Genomic DNA, 23,637 nt, shown 5'->3' on the forward strand with positions numbered 1-23,637 from the left:
CTTTGCGCATGTCTGTACATCCGGGTGTCCGATCTACTGATCGGACCTACGACGTGAGCGCCGCTCACGTCGATACTCGTATGTACACCCAGATCAGGGGACATTTCTGTCATGACCACCGCCTCCATCTCACACCTGAGTTCCGTCGTAGCAGCCAACGCCGACGCCATCGACAAAGACGCGAGCAAAGCACACGTCGTATTCAAGGCTTCCGCCCAGGCGCACGACGCCGTTGCCAGCACCATTTCTCTCGGTAAGTACAGCGTCGAGGTCGACGAGCCACCGGCCCTCGGCGGCGAGAACACCGCAGCCAATCCTGTCGAGTACTACCTCGCTTCCCTGCTCTCCTGCCAGGTGGTCACCTACCGCGTCTGGGCGGACAAACTCGGTATCGCTCTCGACGACATCTCGGCCAGAGCCGAAGGTGACCTCGACGTTCGTGGATTCTTCGGCTTCGACGACGCCGTCCGTCCGGGATTCTCCGAGGTCCGCGTGGTCGTCACCCTGACCGGCCCCGAAACCCGCGAGCGCTACCTGGAACTGCAGGAAACGGTCGACGCGCACTGCCCCGTACTCGATCTCACCCGCAATCCCGTCCCAGTGCATACAGTCGTCGAAACCGCCTGACCCGCACCAACCCACCTTCACCACGGAGTATGAATTCATGAGCGAGAACACCCCCGTCGATACCGATCCGACCGCCGATTGGTCGTTCGAAACCAAGCAGGTCCACGCCGGACAGGGCCCGGACAGCGCTACCAACGCTCGGGCGCTTCCGATCTACCAGACCACCAGCTACGTCTTCGACAACACCGACCATGCGGCGGCGCTCTTCGGCCTCGCCGAGCCGGGCAACATCTACACCCGCATCATGAACCCGACGCAGGACGCCGTCGAGCAGCGCATCGCCGCCCTCGAAGGCGGAGTCGCGGCTCTGCTGGTTGCGTCCGGTCAGGCCGCCGAATCCTTCGCGATCCTCAACCTCGCCGAGGCCGGGGACCACATCGTCTCAAGCCCTCGCCTGTACGGCGGCACGTACAACCTCTTCCACTACACGCTGCCCAAGCTCGGTATCACCGTCGACTTCGTCGAGGACCCGGACAACCTCGATCACTGGCGTGAGGCAATCCGTCCGAACACCAAGGCGTTCTACGGCGAAACCATCTCCAACCCCAAGAACGACGTGTTCGACATCCCCGGCATCAGCGCAGTCGCCCACGAGCACGGCATCCCGCTGATCGTGGACAACACGGTCGCAACTCCGTACCTCATTCAGCCGCTGAAGCACGGCGCCGACATCGTCGTCCACTCCGCCACCAAATACCTTGGCGGACACGGTACCGCGATCGCCGGCGTCATCGTCGACGGTGGCACCTTCGACTGGACCCAGGGACGCCACACCAACTTCACCACTCCGGATCCCAGCTACCACGGCGTCACCTTCGCCGATCTCGGCGCACCCGCCTACGCCCTCAAGGCACGCGTTCAGCTTCTGCGCGACCTCGGCTCGGCCATCGCACCGTTCAACGCCTTCCTCATCTCGCAGGGCATCGAGACCTTGAGCCTGCGCATCGAGCGCCACGTGTCCAACGCACAGAAGGTTGCCGAGTTCCTCGACGGCCGCGCCGAGGTCACGTCGGTCGCGTACGCCGGACTGGAATCCTCGCCCTGGCACGAGCGCGGAAAGCAGCTGGCTCCCAAGGGAACCGGCGCCATCGTCGCGTTCGAGCTCGCCGGTGGAGTCGACGCAGGCAAGAAGTTCGTCAACGCGCTGACGTTGCACAGCCACGTCGCCAACATCGGTGACGTTCGCTCACTCGTCATCCACCCCGCGTCGACGACGCACTCGCAGCTCACCCCCGAGGAGCAGCTCGCTTCGGGCGTCACGCCGGGGCTCGTCCGCCTCGCGGTCGGCATCGAAGGGATCGACGACATTCTCGCCGACCTCGAAACCGGTTTGGCCGCAGCAGCTTCCTGATCTATCGCACGAAAAAGCTCGGCCCCGATATGCATTGGGACCGAGCTTTTTCGTTGCGTAAGAGCTAGCTCTTGGGAGTGAACGCGGCCAGCGGTTCACTCTCGGACCAGTCATGGCCCCAGTAGCTGTCGGCCGTGATTTCCTCAGCGGTGTAGAAGGCTTCGTCGACAAGCATGCCTTCGCAACCGAACTCCAGATCCCATCCACCCGGTGCGCGCACGTAGAACGACACCATCTTGTCGTTCGTGTGGCGACCCAACGTCGAGGAGATCGAGAAGCCGAGCTTGGCAACACGATCGAGAGCCTGACCGACGGCGTCGAGAGTCTCGGCTTCCATCATCAGGTGCACGAGACCGGGCTCGTCAACCGGCGGCGCCGGGCACAACGCCAGGCTGTGGTGGCGCTGGTTGACACCCATGAAGCGAACGCGGCGAGCCGGCGGCGGCGCATCGATACCGCCGAGACGGATGGAACCGCGCGGGAGGAATCCGAGCACCTCGGTGTAGAAGGTGTATGCCTCGTCGAAACGCGCAACCGGAAGCACCACATGGCCGAGGCCCTGATCGCCGGTGACGAAACGGCCGCCGTGCGGGGTGACCAACGGGCTGTGGTCGAGTACCGGTCCGAAGAAGACCTCGACTCGGTTGCCGTTGGGATCGCCGAATGCGATGACCTGCTCGGCATCGCGGTAGCTGGCGTCGACCTCGGAAAGAACCTCGACCTCGACTCCGGCCTTCTCCACTGCTTCACGAACACGCTGGAGCGCGAACTGATCTCGCACTTCCCAGCCCACTGCGAGAGCCTTGTCCGTCTCACCGGGCAGGACGATCAGTCGCGCACGACGCTCGTCCAGGCGCAAGTAGAGGCCGTCGGCTTCCGGGCCACTACCGACCGCGAGGCCGAGTCCGTCGACCACGAGCTCGCGCCAGCGAGCCACGTCCTGCGTTTGGATCCTGAGATACCCCAGGCCCCGAATTTCAGTCATGCCTAACCGTCCTTGCTTCGAAAGTATTTGTGGGACTAGATCATCGAGCGGTGGATACCCTGCGGTTCGCCACCGAGCTGCGAGAGCGTCGACGCATGGAAGATGGAGCCAGGCACATGAATCGCATGCGCGAGACCGGCATGAGCGTCACGCCAGAACCGCTGCATCGGCGTGTTCAACTGCAAAGCCCCACCACCGGAACGAGCAAAGATCTCGTCCACCGCACGCACCGCCCGCCACGCCGCAGCAGTCTGCGTACGGCGACCGATCGCACGAAGCTCGAACGAAACTTCCTGCCCCTTCTCCGTCATGTCCCAGAAACGATCCACCGTCTCCAAGATCGCAGCCCGAGAAGCAGCGATCTCGGCCGCAGCCTCACCGATCGCGAACAGCACGTACGGATCTTCCTTGATCGGAACACCACTGACCGTCACACGCTCACGCTGCGCCGCCATGTTGCACGCCAACGCACCTTCGGCGATACCGATCAACGACGAGGTGATCCCCAACGGGAAAATGCACGAGAACGGGAACTTGTACAACGTCTCCGTACGACCCGCTTCCTTCCACGCCGTCCCGTCGTACACCTTTCCGGCGTCGATCGTGCGGTAGGTGGGCAGGAACGCGTCCTTGACGATCAGGTCCTTCGACCCGGTTCCGCGCAGGCCCACGACATTCCAGCTGTCCTGGTCGATGTCGTAATCGGAGCGCGGCAGCAGTACGTGCAGGTGCTTCGGCGGCATCAACGGCTTACCGGACTCGTCACCGACCATCGCACCGATCATGATCCAGTCGCAATGATCAGTACCGGAGGAGAACGACCAACGACCGTTGAGGATGTACCCACCCTCGACCGGCCTCGCCACACCCATCGGCGCATACGGTGACGCCATCCACGTATCGGGATCGGTTCCCCACACCTCTTCCTGAGCCTTGCGGTCGAAGAACGCAAGCTCCCACGGATGAACACCGACGATGCCGCTGACCCAGCCCGTGGCACCGTCCATCGCGCCGATAGCCATTGCCGTCTCGGCGAATTCACGCGGATGCGCCTCGAGGCCACCGAACTCCTTCGGCTGGAACATCCGGATGACGCCGGAGTCGCGCAAACGCTTCGCGCTGCCGTCCGTCAAGCGCATCAGCTTGTCGCCCTCGACTCCGTCGGCGCGGATCTCGTCGGCGAACTGTGAGATGTTGTCCAGAACCTGACCCATGATTTTTCCGGCTTTCTGGTTTCGCTACCCGGCGAGTGCCTGGGCAGAATGAAAATCTGTTGGTGAAACGGTGGCAGGTAGCCCACCGAAGTGCAGAAACGCTTCCCGGTGAGTGGGAGCACCCCCTGTGCGCCTTTTTGGTAGTGGGGGCTACCAAAAAGGCGCACCGTCCTTACTTGCCTTCTGGACGCGTCAGAAATGCCAGAACGGACGCGACCCAGGCGTCGCGAGCTTCGATCATCGTCCAGTGTCCGCAGTTGGGGAAGATGTGAACTTCGCCGTTGGGGATGTCGCGCATCGGCAGAATCGCCATGTCCACGGGGCTGACGCGGTCATCGCGTCCCCAGGTCAACAGCGTCGGCGCCTTGATCTTGTTCAGCTGCGCCCAGTACGGCACGGCGGTCGACGCAGCGGCAGCCGCGCCCATGGCGGCCATGGCCTTGCTGCTGTACATACGACGGGCGATCTCGAGCGTCGTCGGCTCGGTGGCCAGGGCCCAACGCTCTTCGATGAGCTGCTCGGTGACGACGGCGCGGTCGAAGACCATCGAATGCAACCAGCGGACCAGAGCTTCGCGGGTGGGGTTGTCGGTGAACTCCATGAGGAGTTTGATGCCTTCACCGGGGCCCGGCGAGAAGGTGTTCTTTCCCATGCCGCCGATGGTGACGAGCTTGCTCACCCGGTGCGGCTCGTCGATCGCGACCTTGGTGGCGACGATGCCGCCCATGGAGTTACCGATCATGTGGACCGGGCCGAGGCCGAGGCCGTCGAGGAACATCCCGACCGACGCCTGCGCCATCATCATCGGATGGTCGGGGCCGGGATCGCTGACGCCGAATCCGGGGAACTCGAGAACGTAGCAGTGGAAGTGCTTCGCGAAGTCCGCGAGAACGCCGCGGTAGTTACGCCAACCGGTGACGCCGGGGCCCGATCCGTGCAGCAGCAGGAGCGGCGGGCCGTCGCCGGCTTCGTGGTACCGGAGCACACCGAGATCGGTCTGCAGTTCCTTCAGAGTTCCCTCGTAGCTCAGTTCAGTCGTCATGGTCCGAACGGTGCCATCAGTACCGCTGAGCTGCTATGACTCGTCCCGATCAGCGAGACAAGTCGATCAAAATACGTCAGATCCAGTGGTCGGACGACGCTGCCAGCAGGCGATCCATCGTCTCCGCCGAGAACGTATTGGTCGGAACGGGAGGCGTTTTGCGGCCGCGGCGAGGAGCACCCAGTTCGGGGTACAGCGTCCGTGAGACCTCGCGAGCCGCGTCGACGACCAGCGGAGCAACTCGCTCGAGCTGAGCGGTCCGCATGTCACCACACAACGCGATGCTGCCGACGGGACCCTCGTGTCCGCGAATTGCCGAAGCCACACAAGCGACTCCACGCGCTGACTCTCCGCGTTCGAAGGCCAGTCCCCGACGCTGACGGATGCGGTTCAGTTCCTGGTGGAGCACAGCGACGTCGGTGATCGTGTTCTCGGTACAGCGGGGAAGAGAAGACCCGAACAGAGCGTCGACGCGCTCGGGGTCGATCCACGCCAGCATCGCCTTGCCACCAGCCGTCGAATGAGCGAGCACTCTGCCGCCGACGCGGGACGGGAGCGCCGCGGCGAATCGTCCGCCGACCTTGTCGAGATAGACGCTCTCGCGTCCGTCGAGCACCGATAGGTGAACGACCATGCCGGTCTGCAGGTGCAGTTCGTGCAGAAGCGGTGCAGCGGCTTCGCGGATCTGGCTGTGGCCGCCGTCGCCACCACCGAGGCCGAGCGCGCGACGCCCGAGGCAGTAGCCGAACGATGCGTGATCGACCCAGTCCAGCTTGACCAGCTGATCGAGAATGCGGTGGACCGTGGAGCGCGGCAACTGAGTACGGCACGCGACCTCTTCCAGCGTCAGCCGCGCGGCGCGGCCGTCGAAGGCGTCGAGAATCAGTGTCATCCGCTCGACCATCGACGGCGGCAGATCCTTCTTGGGTTGCCCACCGGCAGTCTGGACGGTGGACAGTGTGTCGTTCATGTCAACAATGGTCATGGACGCCTCCCGAAAACTGGAATTGATTCTACCGACTATAACCCAGGTCACAGTTTCTGGAAAGTGAATCGATCTTTTCGATCCCGATCAGCGGTAATTCACCTGCCGCTGGGCGAGTGGGGACGCTATAAACGCCCGATGCACCTGGGAATCGTCACGCCGGTCCTGATTCAGCACCCGAGCACGCGCTCGGAGTGGGAGGCAAGTGCTGACATCGGCGAGATCGCCACAGTGGCCGCCACGGCGGATCGACTCGGTTTCCATCATCTGACCTGCAGTGAACACGTGGCGGTCCCCGAGGAGATTGCCGCCGAGCGCGGCGGAACCTACTGGGATCCGCTCGCCACCCTTGGTTTTCTCGCCGCGCGTACATCACGAATCCTGCTGGCGACCCAGGTGCTGGTGTTGGGCTACCACCACCCCCTCGAGATCGCCAAGCGTTACGGAACGCTTGATCGCGTCAGCAATGGACGCCTGATACTCGGCCTCGGGGTGGGGACTCTGAAACAAGAATTCGATCTCATAAATGCTCCATTTGCCGACCGAGGAGCGCGCGCTGACGATGCCTTGGCCGCACTTCGGGCATCACTGTCGACGCCGACTCCGGAGTATCACGGCGAGTTCTACGACTACTCCGGATTTGTCGTCGAACCCCACGCCGTCCAGAAACGGGTGCCGCTGTGGATCGGCGGCCGGACCAAGAGATCGCTGCGCCGGGCCACCACACACGGCGACGGGTGGGTGCCGTTCGGGCTGCGATTCTCCGAACTGAAGGAAATGCTCGATGCCACGACGCTCCCCGACGGATTCGACGTGGTGCTTCCCGCCGGTGCGCCGCTCGATCCTCTCGGCAATCGCGAATCCACCCTTCGCGCCTTGACTCGCGTCCGTGACGCCGGGGCGACCATCGCCAGCTGCTCGGTCGGCGCTCGAAGCGTCGAGCACTACTGCGAACAACTCGAAGAACTTCACCGAATCGCCCTCGCCGAGGGCTTTTCTTTCACCACTTCCTGATTCCCCGACAATTCAATGCAAAGGACGTACCGATGACCGACTCGACCGCCCTGATCGAATCCCTGCTCGCCCGAGTGGAATTGCTCGAGGACAAGCTCGCGATCACCGAACTGCTGACCACATACAGCCCTGCCGTCGACAGCGGATCAGCCGACGAGGTCGCGAACCTGTGGCTCGAGGACGGCGTCTACGACGTCGATACCGGTGCGATGCACGGCCGCGGCGAACTGCGCGCGATGGTTCACAGCGCCTCACACCAGAACTGGATCATGAACGGCGCGGCTCACATGATGACACCCGCCCACATCCGCATCGACGGGAACAAGGCCGTCGCGACCTGCCATTCGCAGTTGGTCATCAAAGACCCCGAGAACCCGACGGGATTCAAGGTCCTCCGCATCACCGCGAACCGCTGGGAACTGATCAAGACGGATGGCGAGTGGAAGGTCGAACTGCGTACCAACGCCCTCCTGGACGGCCGACCCGAGGCCCGCGCTCTCCTGGCTGCCGGCGTGACGGCCTAACCGGCCTGTGCGCGGTTAGGGACCCTCTGCGGTCGCTGACCGCGCACAGCTGTTGAAAGTTCGGCTCCCCGAACTCTATAGTTCACTTATTCGAACCAACAGGTCCGAGTACGTGTGACCAGGAGACCGATGAGCACCAGTACGCAAGAGCCGACGACTCCGCGCCGACGACCCACGGGGAGATCCATCGCCCTGCTCGGTCCGGCGTTCGTCGCGGCAATCGCGTACGTCGATCCGGGCAACGTCGCCGCCAACCTCACCGCCGGCGCCAAGTACGGCTACCTCCTCATCTGGGTACTCGTACTCGCCAACGCGATGGCCGTCCTCGTGCAGTATCTGTCCGCGAAACTCGGTCTCGTCTCCGGCAGATCCCTGCCCGAAATGCTGGGTCAGCGCCTGCGTAAGAACAACCGCCGCGCGTTCTGGCTCCAGGCCGAGATGATGGCGATCGCGACCGACGTCGCCGAAGTCATCGGCGGCGCCATCGCACTCAACCTGCTCTTCAACATCCCGCTCTTCCTCGGCGGACTGATCACCGGATGCGTGTCGATGGTCATCCTGACGATCCAAAGTCGGCGCGGACAGCGCACTTTCGAGTTCGTGGTGATGGGATTGCTGGCCGTCATCACCATCGGCTTCCTGACCGGGCTCGCCTTCACCGACGTCTCCGGCAGCGAAGCGGTCGCCGGACTGGTCCCCCGCTTCGAAGGAACCGAGACCGTACTGCTCGCCGCCAGCATGCTCGGAGCAACGGTCATGCCGCACGCGATCTACCTTCACTCCGCATTGGCACGTGATCGCCACGGCCACATCAAACCCGGGCCACGGTTGCAGCGACTACTCAAAGTCACCCGTTGGGATGTCGTCGTCGCGTTGATCATCGCCGGTGGCGTGAACATCGGCATGCTGCTTCTGGCCGCTTCGGCGCTGCGCGGAGTACCCGGCACCGACACCATCGACGGCGCGCATGCCGCGATCGAGAATTCGCTCGGCCCGGGCGTAGCCGTGGTGTTCGCGATCGGCCTCCTCGCCTCCGGACTCGCGTCGACCTCCGTGGGATGCGCGGCCGGCGCCGAGATCATGCATGGTCTTCTGGCCATTCGGATTCCGGTGATCACACGCCGGATCGTCACGCTCATCCCGGCGCTGATCGTGCTCGGACTCGGCGTCGACCCGACGCTGGCGCTCGTGCTCAGCCAAGTGGTCTTGAGCCTGTGCATCCCCTTCGCGATCATCCCACTGGTGCGAATGACCTCGGACACCGAACTCATGGGCGACGCTCGCAATGCCCCGCTCACGACCGTCGCGGCGTGGATTGCGGCGGGCTTGATCGTTGCACTCAACGTCGCTCTGCTGGTTCTGACGGTGACAGGCTAGAGCACCGGAGCCACCCAACGCGTCCCTCACAAACGCGCTGGACGGCTCCGGCCGGACTAGGAGACTTGCTCGGCGAGAGTGGCCTTGGCCCAGCGATAGTCGGCCTTTCCGCTGGGAGAACGCCTGATCGACGGAACGTTCATGACGGTGCGCGGCACTTTGTACCGAGCGACCTGCGACGCGCAATGCTCACCGATCTCGGCAGCGTCCGGGACGTCGAAGCCTTCGCGGGTCGTGATGACCGCAGCGACGCGCTCACCGAACTTCGCATCCGGAATTCCCGCGACCAAAGCGTCGAGCACCGCCGGGTGACTCTTGAGCGCCTGCTCGACCTCTTCCGGATACACCTTCTCCCCGCCGGTGTTGATGCACTGAGAACCACGCCCCAGCAGGACGATCGAGCCGTCGGCTTCCACGCGCCCGACGTCGCCGAGCACCGACATCCGCACCCCGTCGATCACCGGGAACGTAGCCGCGGTCTTGACCGGATCATTGAAGTAGCCGACCGGCACGTGACCGCTGCGAGCGATGTAACCGGTCTCGGGCGATCCCGGCTTCAGCGGCCGCATCCTTTCGTCCACGACGCGGGTCTCGTCGCGAGCGGCGATGCGCATCAGGCCGTCTTCGCCGATCTCCAGATTGCCGTCGACGCCCGACTCCGAGGAGCCGAATCCGTCGCGGATCACCAGGTTCGGAAGCATCGACTTGAGCTGCTCCCGCAGTGAGAGCGAGAACAAGGCTCCGCCGGACGAGACCATTCCGACCGTGCTGAGGTCGTAATCTGCTGCGTTTGCTGCCAATTCGTCTGCGAGCGGACGTGCCATCGCGTCTCCGACGACGGTGATGGAGACGGCCTTCTCACTTCCGGCGAGCTGCAGCGTCGTCTTCGCGTCGAACCGCGCCATGAGAATTGCGTTGGCGCCCATGAAGAATCCGGTGAACAGCGAGTACGACGCCGCACCGTGCATCAGGGGTGCGGTACTGAGCATGTTCATCGCGGGAACGTTCGGCACCGCGGCGAACAGAGCCTCGGCGGTCGTGTGCGGCGGACCGAACGGATTTCCGCCGGTGAGCGCCGCGAAGTAGAAGTCTTCATGACGCCACATGACGCCCTTGGGCATCCCTGTCGTGCCGCCGGTGTAGATGATGAAGAGGTCGTCGTTGCTGCGGGGCGCGAAGTCACGAGTGGCGGCCTGCTCCGCGGCAGCGTCGGCAAATCGAACGACGTCGACGCCTTCGATATCGCGGACGGCTGACTCGCCGACGACAACGACGTGTTTGATGCCGGGCGCGGCCGGGAGAACCGTCTCCACCACCGGAGTGAACTCCTCGTCCACGATCAGAGCCACCGACTGCGAATCGTTGTACAGGTAGGTCAGTTCGGCGTCGACGTAGCGATAGTTGACGTTGATCGGGACCGCGCGAATCTTGAGGCACCCGAGCAAACTCTCGACGAACTCGATGCTGTTGCGCATGTGCAGAGCAACGTGATCGCCGGGCCCGACACCGACACTCGCCAGGTGGCGGGCGATGCGATTCGAGCCCTCGTCCAGCTCGACGTAGGTGCGACGACGGCCATCGCACACGAGCGCCGTGCGGTCCGGAATCAGATCCGAGATGCCCTCGTACAGATCTGCCAAATTCAGTGACACTGCTGGTGCCTTCCTTGATGTCCGGCCCGGTGAATTCGGGGCCGACCGTACTGCGTTTTCGGTGAGAACTATCCGACCCTGGAGCCGACGAATGCGGCCGAGAACTGAGCGGATCGGTGGTGACGCAAACGCGTACGCGGTGGGATCGCCGCGTCGCCCCAAGGTGGCATGCAGCGCTCGTGACCCAGATCACCGCTCCCGCTGAGTGAGACTCCTCCTCAGTCGGCCAAACTTCTGTTCAAAACTAGAACTAATTCTGATTTCGCTCGAATGATTTTTTCGGAACGACTACCGAACTCTCGACTTCAAATTAGAATGAATACTAATTTTGCAAGACGTACCCGACCGCCCGGATCGAAGGAGCACGACATGACGCAATCACTGAGCTTGGAAGGCAAAGTTGCCGCCGTCACCGGCGCCGGCGCCGGCCTGGGTCGCGCCGAAGCACTCGGACTCGCGGCTGCCGGTGCAGCCGTCATCGTCAACGACATGGGTGCAGCGGCCAACGACGTGGTCGACGAGATCAAGGCCGCAGGTGGACAGGCACTCGCCATCACCGGCGACGTCTCCGACTGGTCGCTCGGCGGGCGCATCATCGAAGAGGCTGTCAAGAACTTCGGATCCTTCGACATCCTCGTCAACAATGCAGGCATCCTGCGCGACAAGATGATCTTCAACCTGACCGAATCCGATTGGGACGACGTCATCCGTGTGCACCTCAAGGGCCACGCCGCCACCTCGCACGCAGCCGCAGTCCACTGGCGCGCAGCCAGCAAGGCAGCCGACGCACCGGTCTACGGCCGCATCATCAACACCTCTTCCGAGGCCTTCCTCTTCGGCAGCGCCGGACAGCCCAACTACTCGGCAGCCAAGGCCGGCATCACCGCTCTGACGCTCTCGAGCGCAGCAGGTCTCTCCCGCTACGGCGTCCGCACCAACGCGATCTGCCCCCGCGCGCGCACCGCCATGACGGCAGAAGCCTTCGGCGAGAACAACACCGGCGTCGTCGGCCTCGATCCGCTTGCACCCGAGCGCGTCGCGACCCTGGTCAGCTACCTCGCATCCCCCGATTCCGACGAGATCAACGGACAGGTCTTCGTCGTCTACGGCAAGATGGTGGCGTTGATGGAAGCACCCAAGGTCGAGAACCGTTTCGACGCAGCCGGATCCGCGTTCACCGTCGAAGAGCTCGGTGGCCAGCTCTCGTCTTACTTCTCCGGCCGTGGGCCGTACGAGACCTACGCCGCCTACAGCATCGCCGGCCTCGAAAAGATTGCACTTGCAGTCGACGAGACCGCAACAGTTTGAGCAGCACTTACGAAGAGGAGCGTTTTCATGAGGTTGAACGGCAAGGTAGCGATCGTCACCGGCGGCGCCGGTGGAATCGGTCGCGCTATCACCCGAGTCTTCGCCCGTGAAGGCGCGAAGGTCCTGTTCGTCGATATCAACGACGAGCAGGGCCAGGCCCTCGAACAAGAACTGGCCGGCTCCGGCAAGTTCCTGAACGTCGACCTTGCTGCCGCCGGTTCGGCCGAGCAGATCCGTGACGCCGCACTCGAGGCTTTCGGCAAGCTCGACATCCTGGTGAACAACGCTCACGCGTCCCGTCAGGCTCCGTTGCTCGAAACCACGCAGGACATGTTCGACCTGTCCTTAAACACCGGTTTCTACCCCGTTGTCCACCTCATGCAGGCGTGCCACGACGAACTCGCGAAGACCAAGGGTTCGGTCGTCAACTTCGCATCGGGTTCAGGTTTGGACGGAATGCCCACCCAGACGTCCTACGCTGCGGCCAAGGAAGCTGTGCGAGGCCTGACGCGCGTCGTCGCCAACGAGTGGGCGCCGGAAGGCATTCGGGTCAACGTGGTCTGCCCCTTCGCCGCCACCGAAGGCGTCGTCAAGTGGCAGGAAGCCTTCCCCGAGCGCGCAGCCGCATCGGTTGCCAAGGTACCTCTCGGACGCATCGGTGATCCCGAAACCGACATCGCTCCCGTCGTGGTATTCCTGGCGAGCGAGGATTCCAAGTACATGACCGGACAGACGTTGATGGCCGACGGCGGCAGCATCAAATTGCGCTGAGCGAAATACTTCTCGGTGGGCTCAGCTCACCGAGAAGAGTTTCGCAGCGTTGTCGTGCACGACGGCTCGCAACCATTCGTCTCCGAGATCGAAACGCGTAACCGCTTGCAAAGCCGTGAGATACGGGTACGGAATGTTCGGGAAGTCGCTACCGAACAGAATCCGGTCCTGCATGTCGACGAGCCGTGAAACGTCCGCCTTCGGGAAGGCACACTGCTCTTCCGTGAAATCGGTGAACGCCATGGTCGTATCCAGGCGGACGTTGCCGTAAGCCTCTGCCAGATCGAGGAATTCGCTGTACTCGGGCATCCCCATGTGGGCGACGATCAACGACAGGCGCGGGTACCGTGCGAGCAGCGAAGCAATGCGATCAGGTCCCGTGTACTCCCCCGGCGCCGGTCCCGAACCACAGTGGATCACGATGGGCGTCTCGGAGTCCTCGAGTTGCCCCCAGACCTTGTCGAGCAGAGGGTCGTTCGGATCGTAGTTTCCGACCTGAATGTGGGACTTGAAGATTCGCGCGCCCGACTCCAATGCCTTGCCGACGTACGACGCCGCCGACTCCTCGGGATAGAACGTGGCCGTGTGCAGGCAATCGGGCGTTTGCGCGGCAAATTCGACGGCCCACTGATTGAGCCACTCGGCCATCGCGTGCTTGTGCGGGTAGATCATCGACGTGAAAGCCCGGACACCGAACTCGCGGAGACGGTGTACCCGCTCCTCCTCGGCAAGTCGGTACGCGATCGGCCAAGGTCGACCGATCATCGGTCCCGCCGAATCGAAGTAGCCCCACACCTTGTCCATGACGCTCTTCGGCATGAAATGGGTATGGACGTCGATCACGCCAGGAACACCCAACTCGCGCCAAAAAGCCCGAACCTCGGCGATCTCCTCCGGTCCGGTCGATGGGACCTCTTCGGTACACACGTCTGACACCCCTTTCGTTCGCTCGACCATACCGAGTGCCGTCGCGCTCACCGGGACAGGTCGTTGACGGCCCGCCCGGAGCACCCGAATGTGAACCCATCTTGCCGATCACCGTTGGAGGTTGAATGTCTCAGGCCGAGTCCGAAGTGGGGTCGATCAGTGCCGTCGAGGAACTGCTCGCAATCGAGGAAATCAAGCGTGTGTTCGCCGCGCGCCTACGCTGCATGGACACCAAGCAGTGGCACGTCTACCCAACCCTGCACACCGCAGACGTCGTCAGCGAGACGTGGGGCGGACTCCCGACAGACAAGCAACCCAAGACCGGCGACACCTCGAACCAGGTAGTGGGCATCGACAAACTCACCGCGGCAATTCGGAACATGCTCGACGGCGACATCCCCCTCACCACGGCGCACCACGCACACACTCCCGAAATCGTGCTGACCTCGCCCACCACCGCAACCGGCATCTGGGCGATGGAGGACATGCTGTGGTGGAACGACGGCGAAAAAGAACTGCACCTACACGGCTACGGCCACTACCACGAGAAATACCGCAAAGAAGACGGCAAGTGGCTGATCAGCTACCGAACCCTCACCCGGCTCCGTGTCGACCAGGACCCCGGATTCTTCCGATTCATGAAAGCGCTGTGACGAAGTGACCAACCCGCTGTTCCAACCGCTCCGCATCCGTTCGCTCGAACTGTCCAACCGCATAGTCATGTCGCCGATGACGCGCACGTACTCCATCGAAGGTGTGCCCGGCCGCGACGTTGCCGACTACTACCGCCGACGAGCTGAGGGCGGCACCGGACTGATCGTCACCGAAGGCGTCGCGATCGATCACGAGACTGCTGTCGACCACGCCAACGTCCCCAACCTCCACACTCCCGCTGCTCAGGCCGGATGGCGGAAGGTAGTCGACGACGTGCACGCTGCGGGCGGCAAGATCGTGCCTCAGCTCTGGCACGTCGGACCTCTGTGGGGCGCGATGACGCAGATGGACCCCTCACTCAAGCCGATGCGCCCCTCTGGCGAATGGGGCCCGCTCGGCGTCACCTCGTACTCCGCTGCCTACGTCGAACGCGCACAGGCCAGCACCGAAGCGATGACCGAGCAGGACATCCAGGACGTCATCGACGCGTACGTCCGTAGCGCGAAGCACGCCGTCGAACTCGGCTTCGACGGCATCGCGATCCACGGCGGTCACGGCTACCTCCTCGATTCCTTCTTCTGGGAGGGCACCAACCAGCGCGACGACGCGTGGGGAGGCGACCTGGAGCGTCGTACCAGGTTCCCGGCCGCCGTCGTCGCCGCGATCCGCGCGGCCATCGGACCGGATCTGCCGATCATCTACCGTTTCTCACAGCACAAGCAGCAAGATTTCACCGCGAAGATCGCCGAAACCCCCGAAGAGTTGGGCGTCATCCTGGGCGCGCTGGTCGACGCCGGAGTCGACGTTCTCGACGCCAGCATCAGGCGTTTCGACGTGCCGGCCTTCGAAGGCAGCGATCTCTCGTTGGCGGGTTGGGCGAAGAAGCTGACCGGCGCCGTCACGATGGCCGTCGGCAGCGTCGGTATCGGAAAGTCGCTGCGGGACAGCCGCATCGAAGGCGTCGCACCTGTAGTCGACAACATCCCACAGCTCGAGGAGCGCATCGGCAGCGGAGAGTTCGATCTGATCGCGATCGGCCGTCTCCATCTCGCCGATCCTGCATTGGCAACTACCCTGCGCGCCGGTAGCCCGCTACCGGCGTTCGATCGAGCGGTGCATGAGGGCAGCTTGATCTAGGGGCTCCGCCCCTGTGCGCCTTTCGGGTAGTTCGCACTACCGAAAAGGCGCACAGGGCCGAAGGCCTTTATGTTCGACCCATGACTACTTTCAACGCCTGGGTCGCCCGCGACAGCGACGGCACCATCGACTTCGCCCCCGAAACCGTCGACGAATCCTTCCTCCCGGCAGGTGAGGTCACCATTCGCGTCGAGTATTCGAGCGTCAACTACAAGGACGCGCTCGCGGTCACACCGAAAGGCGGGGTGGTTCGCGAGTACCCGATCGTCCCCGGCATCGACGTCGCCGGCGAGGTCATTGCCTCCGAGTCCGACGCATTCGCCCCGGGAGACAAGGTCGTCGCACATGGCTACGAGATCGGGACCGCCCGCAACGGCGGCTACGCCGAGATCGCCCGTTTGCCTGCCGAGTGGGTCGTGAAGCTCGACGGCATTTCCACCGCCGACGCTGCCGCGATCGGCACGGCAGGATTCACCGCAGCCATGAGCGTCCAAGCCATTCTGGCCAGCGGAGTGAAGCCAGCCGACGGTCCCGTCCTGGTGACTGGCGCGAGCGGCGGAGTCGGCACCGTCAGCGTCGACCTTCTGGCAAGCGCAGGCTTCGACGTGGTCGCCTCCAGCGGTAAGCCCGGCGCGGCAGACCTTCTGACGTCACTCGGTGCGTCTTCGGTGATCGGCCGGCTCCCCGAGGATCCCGACGCCAAGCCTCGCCCGCTCGGAAAATCTCAGTGGGCGGCGGCCGTCGACTGCGTCGGTGGAAAGACCCTCGCTCACGTTCTGAGCACGATCAACTACGGCGGTGTTGTCGCTGCCAGCGGATTGACCGGCGGCGCCGCGCTGCCTACGACCGTGCTGCCGTTCATTCTCCGCGGAGTCTCACTGCTGGGCATGGACTCGGTATTGATGCCGATCGAACCCCGTCGCGCGCTGTGGGCCCGTCTGGGCTCCGACTTGGCCCCACGTCATCTGAAGGAGATCACGAACCTCGTTGCCGTCCGCGACGTCGTTTCGGTGATCGATCAGGTCCGCGAAGGCAAGTACACCGGCCGGGCGCTGGTTCAGGTTGCCGACGGGTTCTGAACCGCTCAGAAAAGTGTGAACAAATCTGCTGGTTCTTCGGCCGTCGTGGACTTCTCCTTGTAGGGGGAGTTCACGGCGGTCGGTTCCTTCTTCACCGGGGCAGCAAGCGGCACCGATGCGATGTCCCCCGAGACGATGGCGCGTGCGGCTTCGCCGGCCAGCTTGTCTGCCATTTCGTTGTAGTGGTTGCCGACGTGCCCGCGCACCCAGCGAAAGCGCACCGGTCCGACACGATCGGTGATGGCTCGATCGATACTCTGCACCAGTTCGAGGTTCTTGACCGCCCCGCCGCTCGCGGTCTTCCAGCCCTTGCGCTTCCAACTGGGCAACCATTCGGAAGCGCACTTGATGGCGTACTGCGAGTCGGATTCGATGAGTAGAGGATCAGCACCGGGATGGGCGACGACGGCCTCGAACAGAGCACGCAACTCGGCAATCTGGTTGGTGCCGGACGCTTCTCCGCCGGACATGCTCGGACCCTCGTGATTGACCCACGCCCAGCCGATAGCCCCACCGGGGTTTCGCAGACAGGATCCGTCGGTGCTCACGATGATCATGGCTCGGACAATACGTTGCGCCACCGACACACGCCTTAACGGAGGATGGACGGTGGCGATACGCTGACCTCGATGACGCCGCTATCTCCGGTCGACGAAGTCACGGTGACTTCTCAGCGACCGCTCGATGCCGCGCTGACGCTCAGCCCGCATCAGCGCGGACCCGGCGACCCCGCACATCGACGGTCAGCCGACGGAGCGATCTGGCGAGTTTCCCGCCAACTTTCGGGTCCTGTGACCTACCGCATCACCCAGTCGGATCGCCATACGGTCCGGGTACAGGCCTGGGGTCCCGGCGCCACGGAATTCCTGAACGGCGCCGAAGCGCTGCTCGGTCTCGACGACGAAGCCGAAGATTTTGCCCCCGAACATCCCAAGCTCGCCGAAGCTCATCGACGCTTCCCTCATCTGCGCATCGGCCGCACCGGCCGCGTCATGGAAGCTCTCGTTCCCGCGATCCTCGAGCAACGAGTCCACGGCATCGACGCATTCGCCGCGTGGCGCCGCCTGCTGACCAAGTTCGGGGAGCGCCCACCCGGCCCCGCGCCCGACGGAATGCGAGTTCCACTCACCGCGGACCAATGGCGTCGAATGCCGTCATGGGAATTCCATCGCGCGAACGTCGATCCAGCGAGGTCCAAGACGATCGTTCAGTGCGCTCGCGTCGCCGACCGCCTCGAGCAGGCATCCACGTTCCCCAGAACCGAGGCGACCAAACGGTTGCGAGCGGTACCCGGCGTCGGGATCTGGACTGCCGCCGAAGTGGCTCAGCGTGCATTCGGCGATTCAGATGCACTCTCGGTCGGCGACTACCACCTCGCTGCCGTCGTCGGGTGGTCACTGCTGGGTGAACCGATCGACGACGCCGAGATGGTGCAGTACCTCGCTCCCCTTCAACCGCATCGATACCGCGCCGTGAGGCTCCTGCAGGTCAGCGGGCAAGCCGTCAAACCCAAGTTCGGTCCGCGAACTGCCGTTGCCGACCACCGTTGGCACTGAGCATCAGGAGTTGGAAAATGTCGACCCGATACGCACACATCGCCTTCTCCCCCGCTGCGGTGGAGCGTCAGCGGTCGACCGGAAGTTTCACCGTGTACGGTTCGAAACTCGATCAGCCCGACGAAGGCCCGATGGAATTCGATTTCCGCGCGCAGGGATTCGTGAAATCCGTGGATTCCTTCTTCATGTCCACGGTGACGCCCGACGGTTGGCCGTACGTCCAACATCGCGGCGGCCCGCGCGGATTCCTGCATGTGTTGGGCCCGAATCGAATCGGATTCGCCGATCTCCCCGGCAATCAGCAATTCGTGACGCTCGGCAATCTGGAAGAGAACAATCGCACCTCGCTGTTCGTCATCGATTACCCGACGCGAACGAGATTGAAGATCTACGGGCGTGCGCAGGTGATCGAAGCGGACGAGGACCCTGCACTACTGCAACAGCTCTTGCAAGTCCCCGGCGGCACCATGACGGCAAAAGCCCAGCGTTCCATCGTCATCGACGTCGAAGCGTTCGACTGGAACTGCAGTCGAAACATCACGCCACGCTTCGACAAGGAGCGCATGGACGAATCCCTCGCTCTGGCACGCCAACCCCTGCAAGCCGAGGTAGATCGGCTTACTGCCGAGGTCGAAGAATTGCGTGCGCGGTTGTCGAAAAACGAATGAGACTAGGCGGTTTCAGGGCACTCGGAGTCGGGTAGCCACCAAACACGGCCCGTCGCGCGGAGACGACGGGTCCCGTTGTGCCCGAGGAGGTCCGCACGATCGATCCAGACGGTGGAGTTCTGGTTAACGAACTGCACCGCCACCATTCACGACTGGTTCCACACAGACAGATTGGCCGTCCCCATGAAACTGTCCCGAACTCTCACCATGTCCGTACTCGTCGTCGCCGCAGTCGGCGCCGGAGCCGGCACCGCGGTCGCAGCGCCCCCGAATGCGGGCTTCGATCCGTCCCAACCCCTACTGACACCGACCGCAGAGTCGAACAGCCAGGCGGCGTTGATGCTCTTCCCCGGTAACGATCCGAAGCAGGCCGCGTTCGACACGATGGCCAACGAGGTCAATATCGGCTGGAACAACGGTGGTCTGCAGTCGACCCTGATCGGAGCCAACCTCGGCGTCGGAATCGGCTGCCTGTCGATCTTCCCGAACTTCATCGCCGGCTGCATCGTCGGTGGAGTCATCGGCACGGTTGCCGGAGTCGGCGCAGGAATCACCAACGGAAACCCGAACGCTGCGCCGGCCGTCGAGAAGTTCTTCGCGACTCCTTGAGTAGCGCTCAGCTGTGCGTGTGCCCGGGGGTGGGTGTCTCGTCGTGAAAATGTGTGGCGCCGATCGAATGCAGCAGCTGGTGAACGGTGTCGTCCGCCAGTTGGTATCGCATCGATCGGCCGTCGCGGGTCGCGCTCACCCACCCCTGGCTACGCAGTAGCCGCAGCGCATGTGAGACGGCTGTGCCGCTCATCCCCAGCGCCACGGACAAATCCGTGACGCAGATACCCGGTGCGTGATGAAGGCAGAGCAACAGACGCAGACGGTTGGTGTCGGAGAGAAGCTCGAAGCGACCGGACCAACTGGTGACGTCCAAACCCTCGAGTGCGGCCCTGGCGCGACGAACATCCTCGACGCTCAGCGCGCCACTGGTGTCTGCTGCGCCTGCATTCGTCAACCGACTGCCTCCGTAGAACTTCCGATCCCCCGCCGCAAGTGTACCCAGAAGCGAACCTCGTCAGGCAGACTCCACCACGGCCGCCATACCCTGGCCACCGCCGATACACATGGTCAACAGCGCTTTTCCGCCGCCGCGTCGGCCGAGTTCGTGAAGCGCGGTTGTTGCCATACGCGCACCCGTCGCTCCCACGGGGTGCCCGAGCGAGATGCCGGAACCGTTGACGTTCAGGCGATCGAGGTCCTCGAATCCCCATTCCTTCACGACGCCGAGAACCTGGCACGCAAACGCCTCGTTCAGCTCGACCAGATCGAAATCGGCAAAGCCTGCCCCGGTGCGAGCAAACAGTTTCGAGACGGCGGCAACCGGCCCGAGGCCCATCAGCGCCGGTTCACAACCGGCCGCGGCCCAACTGTCGAGGAACCCGATGGGTTCCAGCCCCAGCTCGTCCAGACGATCCTCGGCGACAACCAACATCGCTGCCGCAGCGTCGTTCTGTTGGCTGGCGTTACCGGCGGTCACGACGCCTCCCTCGGTTACCGCACGCAGCCGTGCCAAGGTTTCGAGTGAGGTATCCGGACGAATCCCCTCGTCAGCACGAAACTGTGTGACGTTCCCTTTTCGATCCGTCAGTTCGACGGCGACGATTTCGGCATCGAAGCGGCCGGATTCTCTTGCCAGTGTTGCCTTTCGGTGGCTGTCGACGGCGAAGGTGTCCGACTCTTCCCGCGTGATCCCGCAGCGTGTCGCGACGTTCTCGGCCGTTTCGATCATTCCGCTGATCCGACCGAATCGCCACTCGGGTTGCGAGCGCTCGCGGCCACGATCGAGGCGGTCGAACAGTTGCAGCCCACCGGATCTGGTGCCCCACCGCGCTCCGGTGGTGTAGTGCTCGATCCCGCTCATCGATTCGACGCCGCCCGCGAGAACCACGTCGGCCGCACCCGTCTGGACCATCATGGCCGCGGAAACGATGGCCTGCAGACCCGTTCCACATCGGCGATCCGTCTGGAAGCCGGCTACCGAAATCGGCAACCCGGCCTCGAGCGCCGCCCACCTTCCGATGCACGGTGCCTCCGAATTGGCATACGACTGCCCCATCGCGACGTCGTCGATGCGGGACGGATCGATTCCGCTACGACGCACGGTCTCCTTGACGACGGTGGCAGCCAGACTTTCCGCAGGCACGTCACGAAGTGCCCCTCCGAAACGGCCCACCGCGGTTCTGACCGGCGCGACCAATGCTGCTCGTTTCACAACTGACCTCGAATCTCGTTCTGGAAGAATGGAAAAGGATTCAGGAGACCAACAGGCGCACGGTATCCGCTACCAGCGCAGGTTTACCCGCTCCTTCGATTTCGATCGTGTACCGCACGACTATCGTCGCGCCCTTCGCGGTGCGCTCGAAGGAAAGAATCTCCGCACCTGCCCGCACCGAAGAACCGACCTTGACCGGTTCGGGGAATCGCACCTTGTTGCTTCCGTAGTTCACGGTCATGGAGATTCCGTCGACACGCATCACCTGAGCGCCGAGCACCGGCAACAACGAGAGAGTCAGATAGCCGTGGGCGATGGTGCCGCCGTACGGACCCTGCGCTGCGCGCTCGGGATCCACGTGAATCCACTGGTGATCCTCGGTGGCGTCGGCGAACTTGTCGATCCGATCCTGTGTGACCGGGAACCACGCGCTGTAGCCCAAGTGCTCACCGACAGCCGTCTCTACTTCGTCGATTCCGTTGAAAATTCGCATAGTTCTCTCCTGAAAGGTGTTGAACAGCAAAGAAAAGTGCAGCGCTAATGTGCGCCGCGGCGCAGCGTGACCCGATACGTGTACTGCTCCGGCAAGAAATAGCTCACCGACAACTCGTTGGCAACGCCCTGCGCGTTGGAGTACAAACGGTCCACCCGCAACATGGCGTGGCCGATTTCGCAATCGACGTCCCTGGCAACGTCCGCCGTGGCCGGGGACACCGTGATCGATTGTGCTGCTTCGACAATCGGACTGTCGATCAGCGGTTCCAGCAAGCCGATCACCGTATTGGCGCTCACCGCACCGGCCGCCATGGCGGGCAGGTCGATGATCTGCCGCGCGATCGCCTCCGGCAGATGCGCCGTCGTCTGCACGAACGGAACTCCCTCGTGTATCCGCCGGAAGACCACGGTGTACACGACGTCGGTGTCGAGCCGAAGCCGACTGGCCGCCTCGATGTCCACGCGCCGTTGCAGCGGTGACACAACTTCCATCGTCGTGTCCCGCGAAAGGTTCATGAGATCTTCGATGGATCCGAGATGACGGAGATAGCGGCCGCTGTTCTCGGTCACGAACGTTCCGCGCCCGGGTACTCGGTACACGATGCCCTCGGCAACCAGATCGTGAAAGGCTCGGCGGACCGTCTGCCGACTCACGCCGTGATGCTGCGCCAGTTCGGATTCGGTGGGCAGTTGAATGCCGTCGCGGTAGGTACCGGCAGAGATCTGCTGACGAAGCTCACGAGAGAGGCGTTGGTACGCCGGCTCCGTCTCTCTTTCCTTACCGCTCATAGCGACATGATCCTACTTGCTCACCGGTCCGTCACAGACCGCCGCGGGCAACCAGTTGCGAAACGATCACGTTGCGCTGAATTTCGTTGGTTCCCTCCCCGACGATCATCAGTGGTGCATCACGGAAATACCGCTCGACGTCGTACTCCGTCGAATAGCCGTAACCGCCGTGGATGCGGACGGCGGACAAAGCGATTTCCATCGCCACCTCGGAGGCGTACAGCTTGGCCATGCCTGCCTCCATGTCGCACCGCTCGCCGCTGTCGTACATCTGCGCCGCGTGCCACGTCAGCTGCCGTGCGGCCGTCAGCTTCGTTGCCATGTCGGCGAGGTAATTGCCGATCGACTGGTGCTTCCAGATCGGCTGGCCGAAGCTCTCGCGCTGCTGCGCGTAGGCAAGTGAATCCTCGAGTGCGGCCGTGGCGACGCCCAGTGCGCGGCAAGCCACCTGGATACGGCCGGTCTCGAGCCCCTTCATCATCTGACCGAAACCCTTTCCGGGAGTACCGCCCAGAATGGCCGACTCGGAGATGCGGTAATTGTCGAAGGACAGTTCACAACTCTCGACGCCCTTGTATCCGAGCTTCGGGAGGTCGCGGGAGACGGTCAGCCCTTCGCCGTGCTCGACGAGAACGATCGAGATGCCCGCATGACGAGGGCTTGCGCTTGGATCGGTCTTGCACAGCAAGGCGATCACGCCGGATCGGCGGGCATTGGTGATCCATGTCTTGGCGCCGTTGACGACCAGATCTGTGCCGTCGCTCTTGGCGTTGGTTGTCATGGCCTGCAGATCGGAACCTCCGCCGGGCTCGGTGAGGGCCATCGTTGCCCGGATCTCGCCGGTTGCCATTCGCGGCAGGTACTTCACCTTCTGCTCTTCGGTACCGAACAGCGAGATGAGTTTCGCGACCACCGTGTGACCGCCCATCGCCCCCGCCAGGGACATCCATCCGCGTGACAGTTCCTGCGTCACCTGCGCATAACAGGGCATGGACACCGGCGATCCGCCGTACTCCTCGGGAATCGCGAGCCCGTAGATCCCGATCTGCTTCATCTGATCGATCCACTTCTCGGGATACTCGTTCGCGTGCTCCACCTCCTGGACCGTGGGCTTGACCTCTCGGTCGACGAACCGGCGCACGGTTTCGATCAGGAATGTCTCTTCGTCGTTGAGCTTGAGCATGAATCCGCCTCGACTTGAAATAAGTTTGTACGGCCA

Annotated in this window: 25 protein-coding genes; 13 read left to right on the forward strand and 12 right to left on the reverse strand. The window is 63.3% G+C overall.

All coding sequences use genetic code 11. The annotated features are described in order from the left end of the window. Positions 1–111 precede the first annotated feature (111 nt). Entirely contained in the window at positions 112–627 is a 516-nt protein-coding gene (locus AC1Q61_RS01145) for an OsmC family protein (RefSeq protein ID WP_007732784.1), read from the forward strand. A 37-nt stretch (positions 628–664) separates the two neighbouring features. Beyond that, positions 665–1,978, forward strand: a complete 1,314-nt coding sequence (locus AC1Q61_RS01150) for a bifunctional o-acetylhomoserine/o-acetylserine sulfhydrylase (RefSeq protein ID WP_116057849.1) — start codon at positions 665–667, stop codon at positions 1,976–1,978. 64 nt (positions 1,979–2,042) lie between these two features. Here AC1Q61_RS01150 and bphC read toward each other — a convergent pair whose 3' ends face one another. The 4 genes from bphC to AC1Q61_RS01170 all read right to left on the reverse strand — a co-directional run bounded on the left by bphC (position 2,043) and on the right by AC1Q61_RS01170 (position 6,204). Beyond that, on the reverse strand, positions 2,043–2,963 hold the full coding sequence (gene bphC, locus AC1Q61_RS01155; protein WP_492650762.1) for a biphenyl-2,3-diol 1,2-dioxygenase: 921 nt from the start codon (positions 2,961–2,963) through the stop codon (positions 2,043–2,045). A 35-nt stretch (positions 2,964–2,998) separates the two neighbouring features. Then, positions 2,999–4,177 carry an acyl-CoA dehydrogenase family protein gene (locus AC1Q61_RS01160; protein ID WP_003940250.1) on the reverse strand — a complete coding sequence of 393 codons (1,179 nt, stop codon included), beginning with the start codon at positions 4,175–4,177 and terminating at the stop codon, positions 2,999–3,001. A gap of 172 nt (positions 4,178–4,349) precedes the next feature. Further along, on the reverse strand, positions 4,350–5,219 hold the full coding sequence (locus tag AC1Q61_RS01165; RefSeq protein WP_003940235.1) for an alpha/beta fold hydrolase: 870 nt from the start codon (positions 5,217–5,219) through the stop codon (positions 4,350–4,352). Positions 5,220–5,295: 76 nt separating this feature from the next. After that, positions 5,296–6,204: an IclR family transcriptional regulator gene (locus tag AC1Q61_RS01170; RefSeq protein ID WP_003940451.1), complete on the reverse strand. Its 909-nt coding sequence runs from the start codon at positions 6,202–6,204 to the stop codon at positions 5,296–5,298. Between the two features lie 138 nt (positions 6,205–6,342). Here AC1Q61_RS01170 and AC1Q61_RS01175 point away from each other — a divergent pair, with 138 nt between their 5' ends. The 3 genes from AC1Q61_RS01175 (at position 6,343) to AC1Q61_RS01185 (ending at position 9,119) form a co-directional block, all read left to right on the forward strand. Continuing rightward, entirely contained in the window at positions 6,343–7,218 is an 876-nt protein-coding gene (locus AC1Q61_RS01175; RefSeq protein WP_003940045.1) for a TIGR03619 family F420-dependent LLM class oxidoreductase, read from the forward strand. A 32-nt stretch (positions 7,219–7,250) separates the two neighbouring features. Then, positions 7,251–7,742, forward strand: coding sequence for a nuclear transport factor 2 family protein (locus AC1Q61_RS01180; protein ID WP_003939809.1), 492 nt, complete (start codon positions 7,251–7,253; stop codon positions 7,740–7,742). Positions 7,743–7,871: 129 nt separating this feature from the next. Next, a complete protein-coding gene (locus tag AC1Q61_RS01185) occupies positions 7,872–9,119 on the forward strand; it encodes an Nramp family divalent metal transporter (protein ID WP_042924006.1) in 1,248 nt (415 codons plus the stop codon). A gap of 56 nt (positions 9,120–9,175) precedes the next feature. Here the strand turns inward: AC1Q61_RS01185 and AC1Q61_RS01190 are convergent, their stop codons facing one another. Then, entirely contained in the window at positions 9,176–10,771 is a 1,596-nt protein-coding gene (locus tag AC1Q61_RS01190) for an acyl-CoA synthetase (RefSeq protein WP_042924004.1), read from the reverse strand. A gap of 369 nt (positions 10,772–11,140) precedes the next feature. Between AC1Q61_RS01190 and AC1Q61_RS01195 the strand changes: the two genes are divergently transcribed. Further along, positions 11,141–12,079: a 3-oxoacyl-ACP reductase gene (locus tag AC1Q61_RS01195; protein WP_007729451.1), complete on the forward strand. Its 939-nt coding sequence runs from the start codon at positions 11,141–11,143 to the stop codon at positions 12,077–12,079. A 27-nt stretch (positions 12,080–12,106) separates the two neighbouring features. Continuing rightward, positions 12,107–12,850 (forward strand): SDR family NAD(P)-dependent oxidoreductase, encoded by a 744-nt coding sequence (locus AC1Q61_RS01200; protein ID WP_042924002.1) that lies wholly within the window; start codon positions 12,107–12,109, stop codon positions 12,848–12,850. Between the two features lie 21 nt (positions 12,851–12,871). Here AC1Q61_RS01200 and AC1Q61_RS01205 read toward each other — a convergent pair whose 3' ends face one another. Further along, positions 12,872–13,777: an amidohydrolase family protein gene (locus AC1Q61_RS01205; RefSeq protein WP_003940342.1), complete on the reverse strand. Its 906-nt coding sequence runs from the start codon at positions 13,775–13,777 to the stop codon at positions 12,872–12,874. A 125-nt stretch (positions 13,778–13,902) separates the two neighbouring features. On the opposite strand from AC1Q61_RS01205, the gene AC1Q61_RS01210 reads away from it, so the two are divergent. The 3 genes from AC1Q61_RS01210 (at position 13,903) to AC1Q61_RS01220 (ending at position 16,647) form a co-directional block, all read left to right on the forward strand. Further along, entirely contained in the window at positions 13,903–14,430 is a 528-nt protein-coding gene (locus AC1Q61_RS01210) for a nuclear transport factor 2 family protein (RefSeq protein ID WP_003939692.1), read from the forward strand. A gap of 4 nt (positions 14,431–14,434) precedes the next feature. Next, positions 14,435–15,568, forward strand: a complete 1,134-nt coding sequence (locus tag AC1Q61_RS01215; RefSeq protein WP_042924001.1) for an oxidoreductase — start codon at positions 14,435–14,437, stop codon at positions 15,566–15,568. An 80-nt stretch (positions 15,569–15,648) separates the two neighbouring features. Further along, entirely contained in the window at positions 15,649–16,647 is a 999-nt protein-coding gene (locus tag AC1Q61_RS01220; RefSeq protein ID WP_042923998.1) for an MDR family oxidoreductase, read from the forward strand. Positions 16,648–16,652: 5 nt separating this feature from the next. Here AC1Q61_RS01220 and AC1Q61_RS01225 read toward each other — a convergent pair whose 3' ends face one another. Next, a complete protein-coding gene (locus AC1Q61_RS01225) occupies positions 16,653–17,204 on the reverse strand; it encodes a ribonuclease H family protein (protein WP_007729467.1) in 552 nt (183 codons plus the stop codon). Positions 17,205–17,249: 45 nt separating this feature from the next. Between AC1Q61_RS01225 and AC1Q61_RS01230 the strand changes: the two genes are divergently transcribed. The 3 genes from AC1Q61_RS01230 to AC1Q61_RS01240 all read left to right on the forward strand — a co-directional run bounded on the left by AC1Q61_RS01230 (position 17,250) and on the right by AC1Q61_RS01240 (position 19,480). Next, the gene (locus AC1Q61_RS01230) at positions 17,250–18,203 is read left to right on the forward strand and encodes a DNA-3-methyladenine glycosylase family protein (protein ID WP_042923994.1); all 954 of its coding nucleotides are present in this window, start codon (positions 17,250–17,252) and stop codon (positions 18,201–18,203) included. A 17-nt stretch (positions 18,204–18,220) separates the two neighbouring features. Next, complete coding sequence (locus AC1Q61_RS01235; protein ID WP_007729471.1) at positions 18,221–18,871, forward strand: pyridoxamine 5'-phosphate oxidase family protein; 651 nt, start codon at positions 18,221–18,223, stop codon at positions 18,869–18,871. 111 nt (positions 18,872–18,982) lie between these two features. Next, positions 18,983–19,480, forward strand: coding sequence for a hypothetical protein (locus tag AC1Q61_RS01240; RefSeq protein WP_003940625.1), 498 nt, complete (start codon positions 18,983–18,985; stop codon positions 19,478–19,480). A gap of 7 nt (positions 19,481–19,487) precedes the next feature. Here AC1Q61_RS01240 and AC1Q61_RS01245 read toward each other — a convergent pair whose 3' ends face one another. From AC1Q61_RS01245 to AC1Q61_RS01265, 5 genes are read right to left on the reverse strand one after another with little or no spacing between them, the layout of a single operon-like run. After that, positions 19,488–19,877, reverse strand: coding sequence for an ArsR/SmtB family transcription factor (locus AC1Q61_RS01245; protein ID WP_003940184.1), 390 nt, complete (start codon positions 19,875–19,877; stop codon positions 19,488–19,490). A 60-nt stretch (positions 19,878–19,937) separates the two neighbouring features. Then, on the reverse strand, positions 19,938–21,134 hold the full coding sequence (locus AC1Q61_RS01250) for an acetyl-CoA C-acetyltransferase (protein WP_042923990.1): 1,197 nt from the start codon (positions 21,132–21,134) through the stop codon (positions 19,938–19,940). 40 nt (positions 21,135–21,174) lie between these two features. Continuing rightward, entirely contained in the window at positions 21,175–21,627 is a 453-nt protein-coding gene (locus tag AC1Q61_RS01255) for a MaoC family dehydratase (protein WP_003940415.1), read from the reverse strand. Positions 21,628–21,671: 44 nt separating this feature from the next. Next, positions 21,672–22,418: a GntR family transcriptional regulator gene (locus AC1Q61_RS01260; protein ID WP_003940169.1), complete on the reverse strand. Its 747-nt coding sequence runs from the start codon at positions 22,416–22,418 to the stop codon at positions 21,672–21,674. Between the two features lie 31 nt (positions 22,419–22,449). Beyond that, positions 22,450–23,601 carry an acyl-CoA dehydrogenase family protein gene (locus AC1Q61_RS01265; protein ID WP_003940468.1) on the reverse strand — a complete coding sequence of 384 codons (1,152 nt, stop codon included), beginning with the start codon at positions 23,599–23,601 and terminating at the stop codon, positions 22,450–22,452. Positions 23,602–23,637 lie beyond the last annotated feature (36 nt).

Source organism: Rhodococcus sp. MPR-R1B (genome assembly GCF_058793255.1).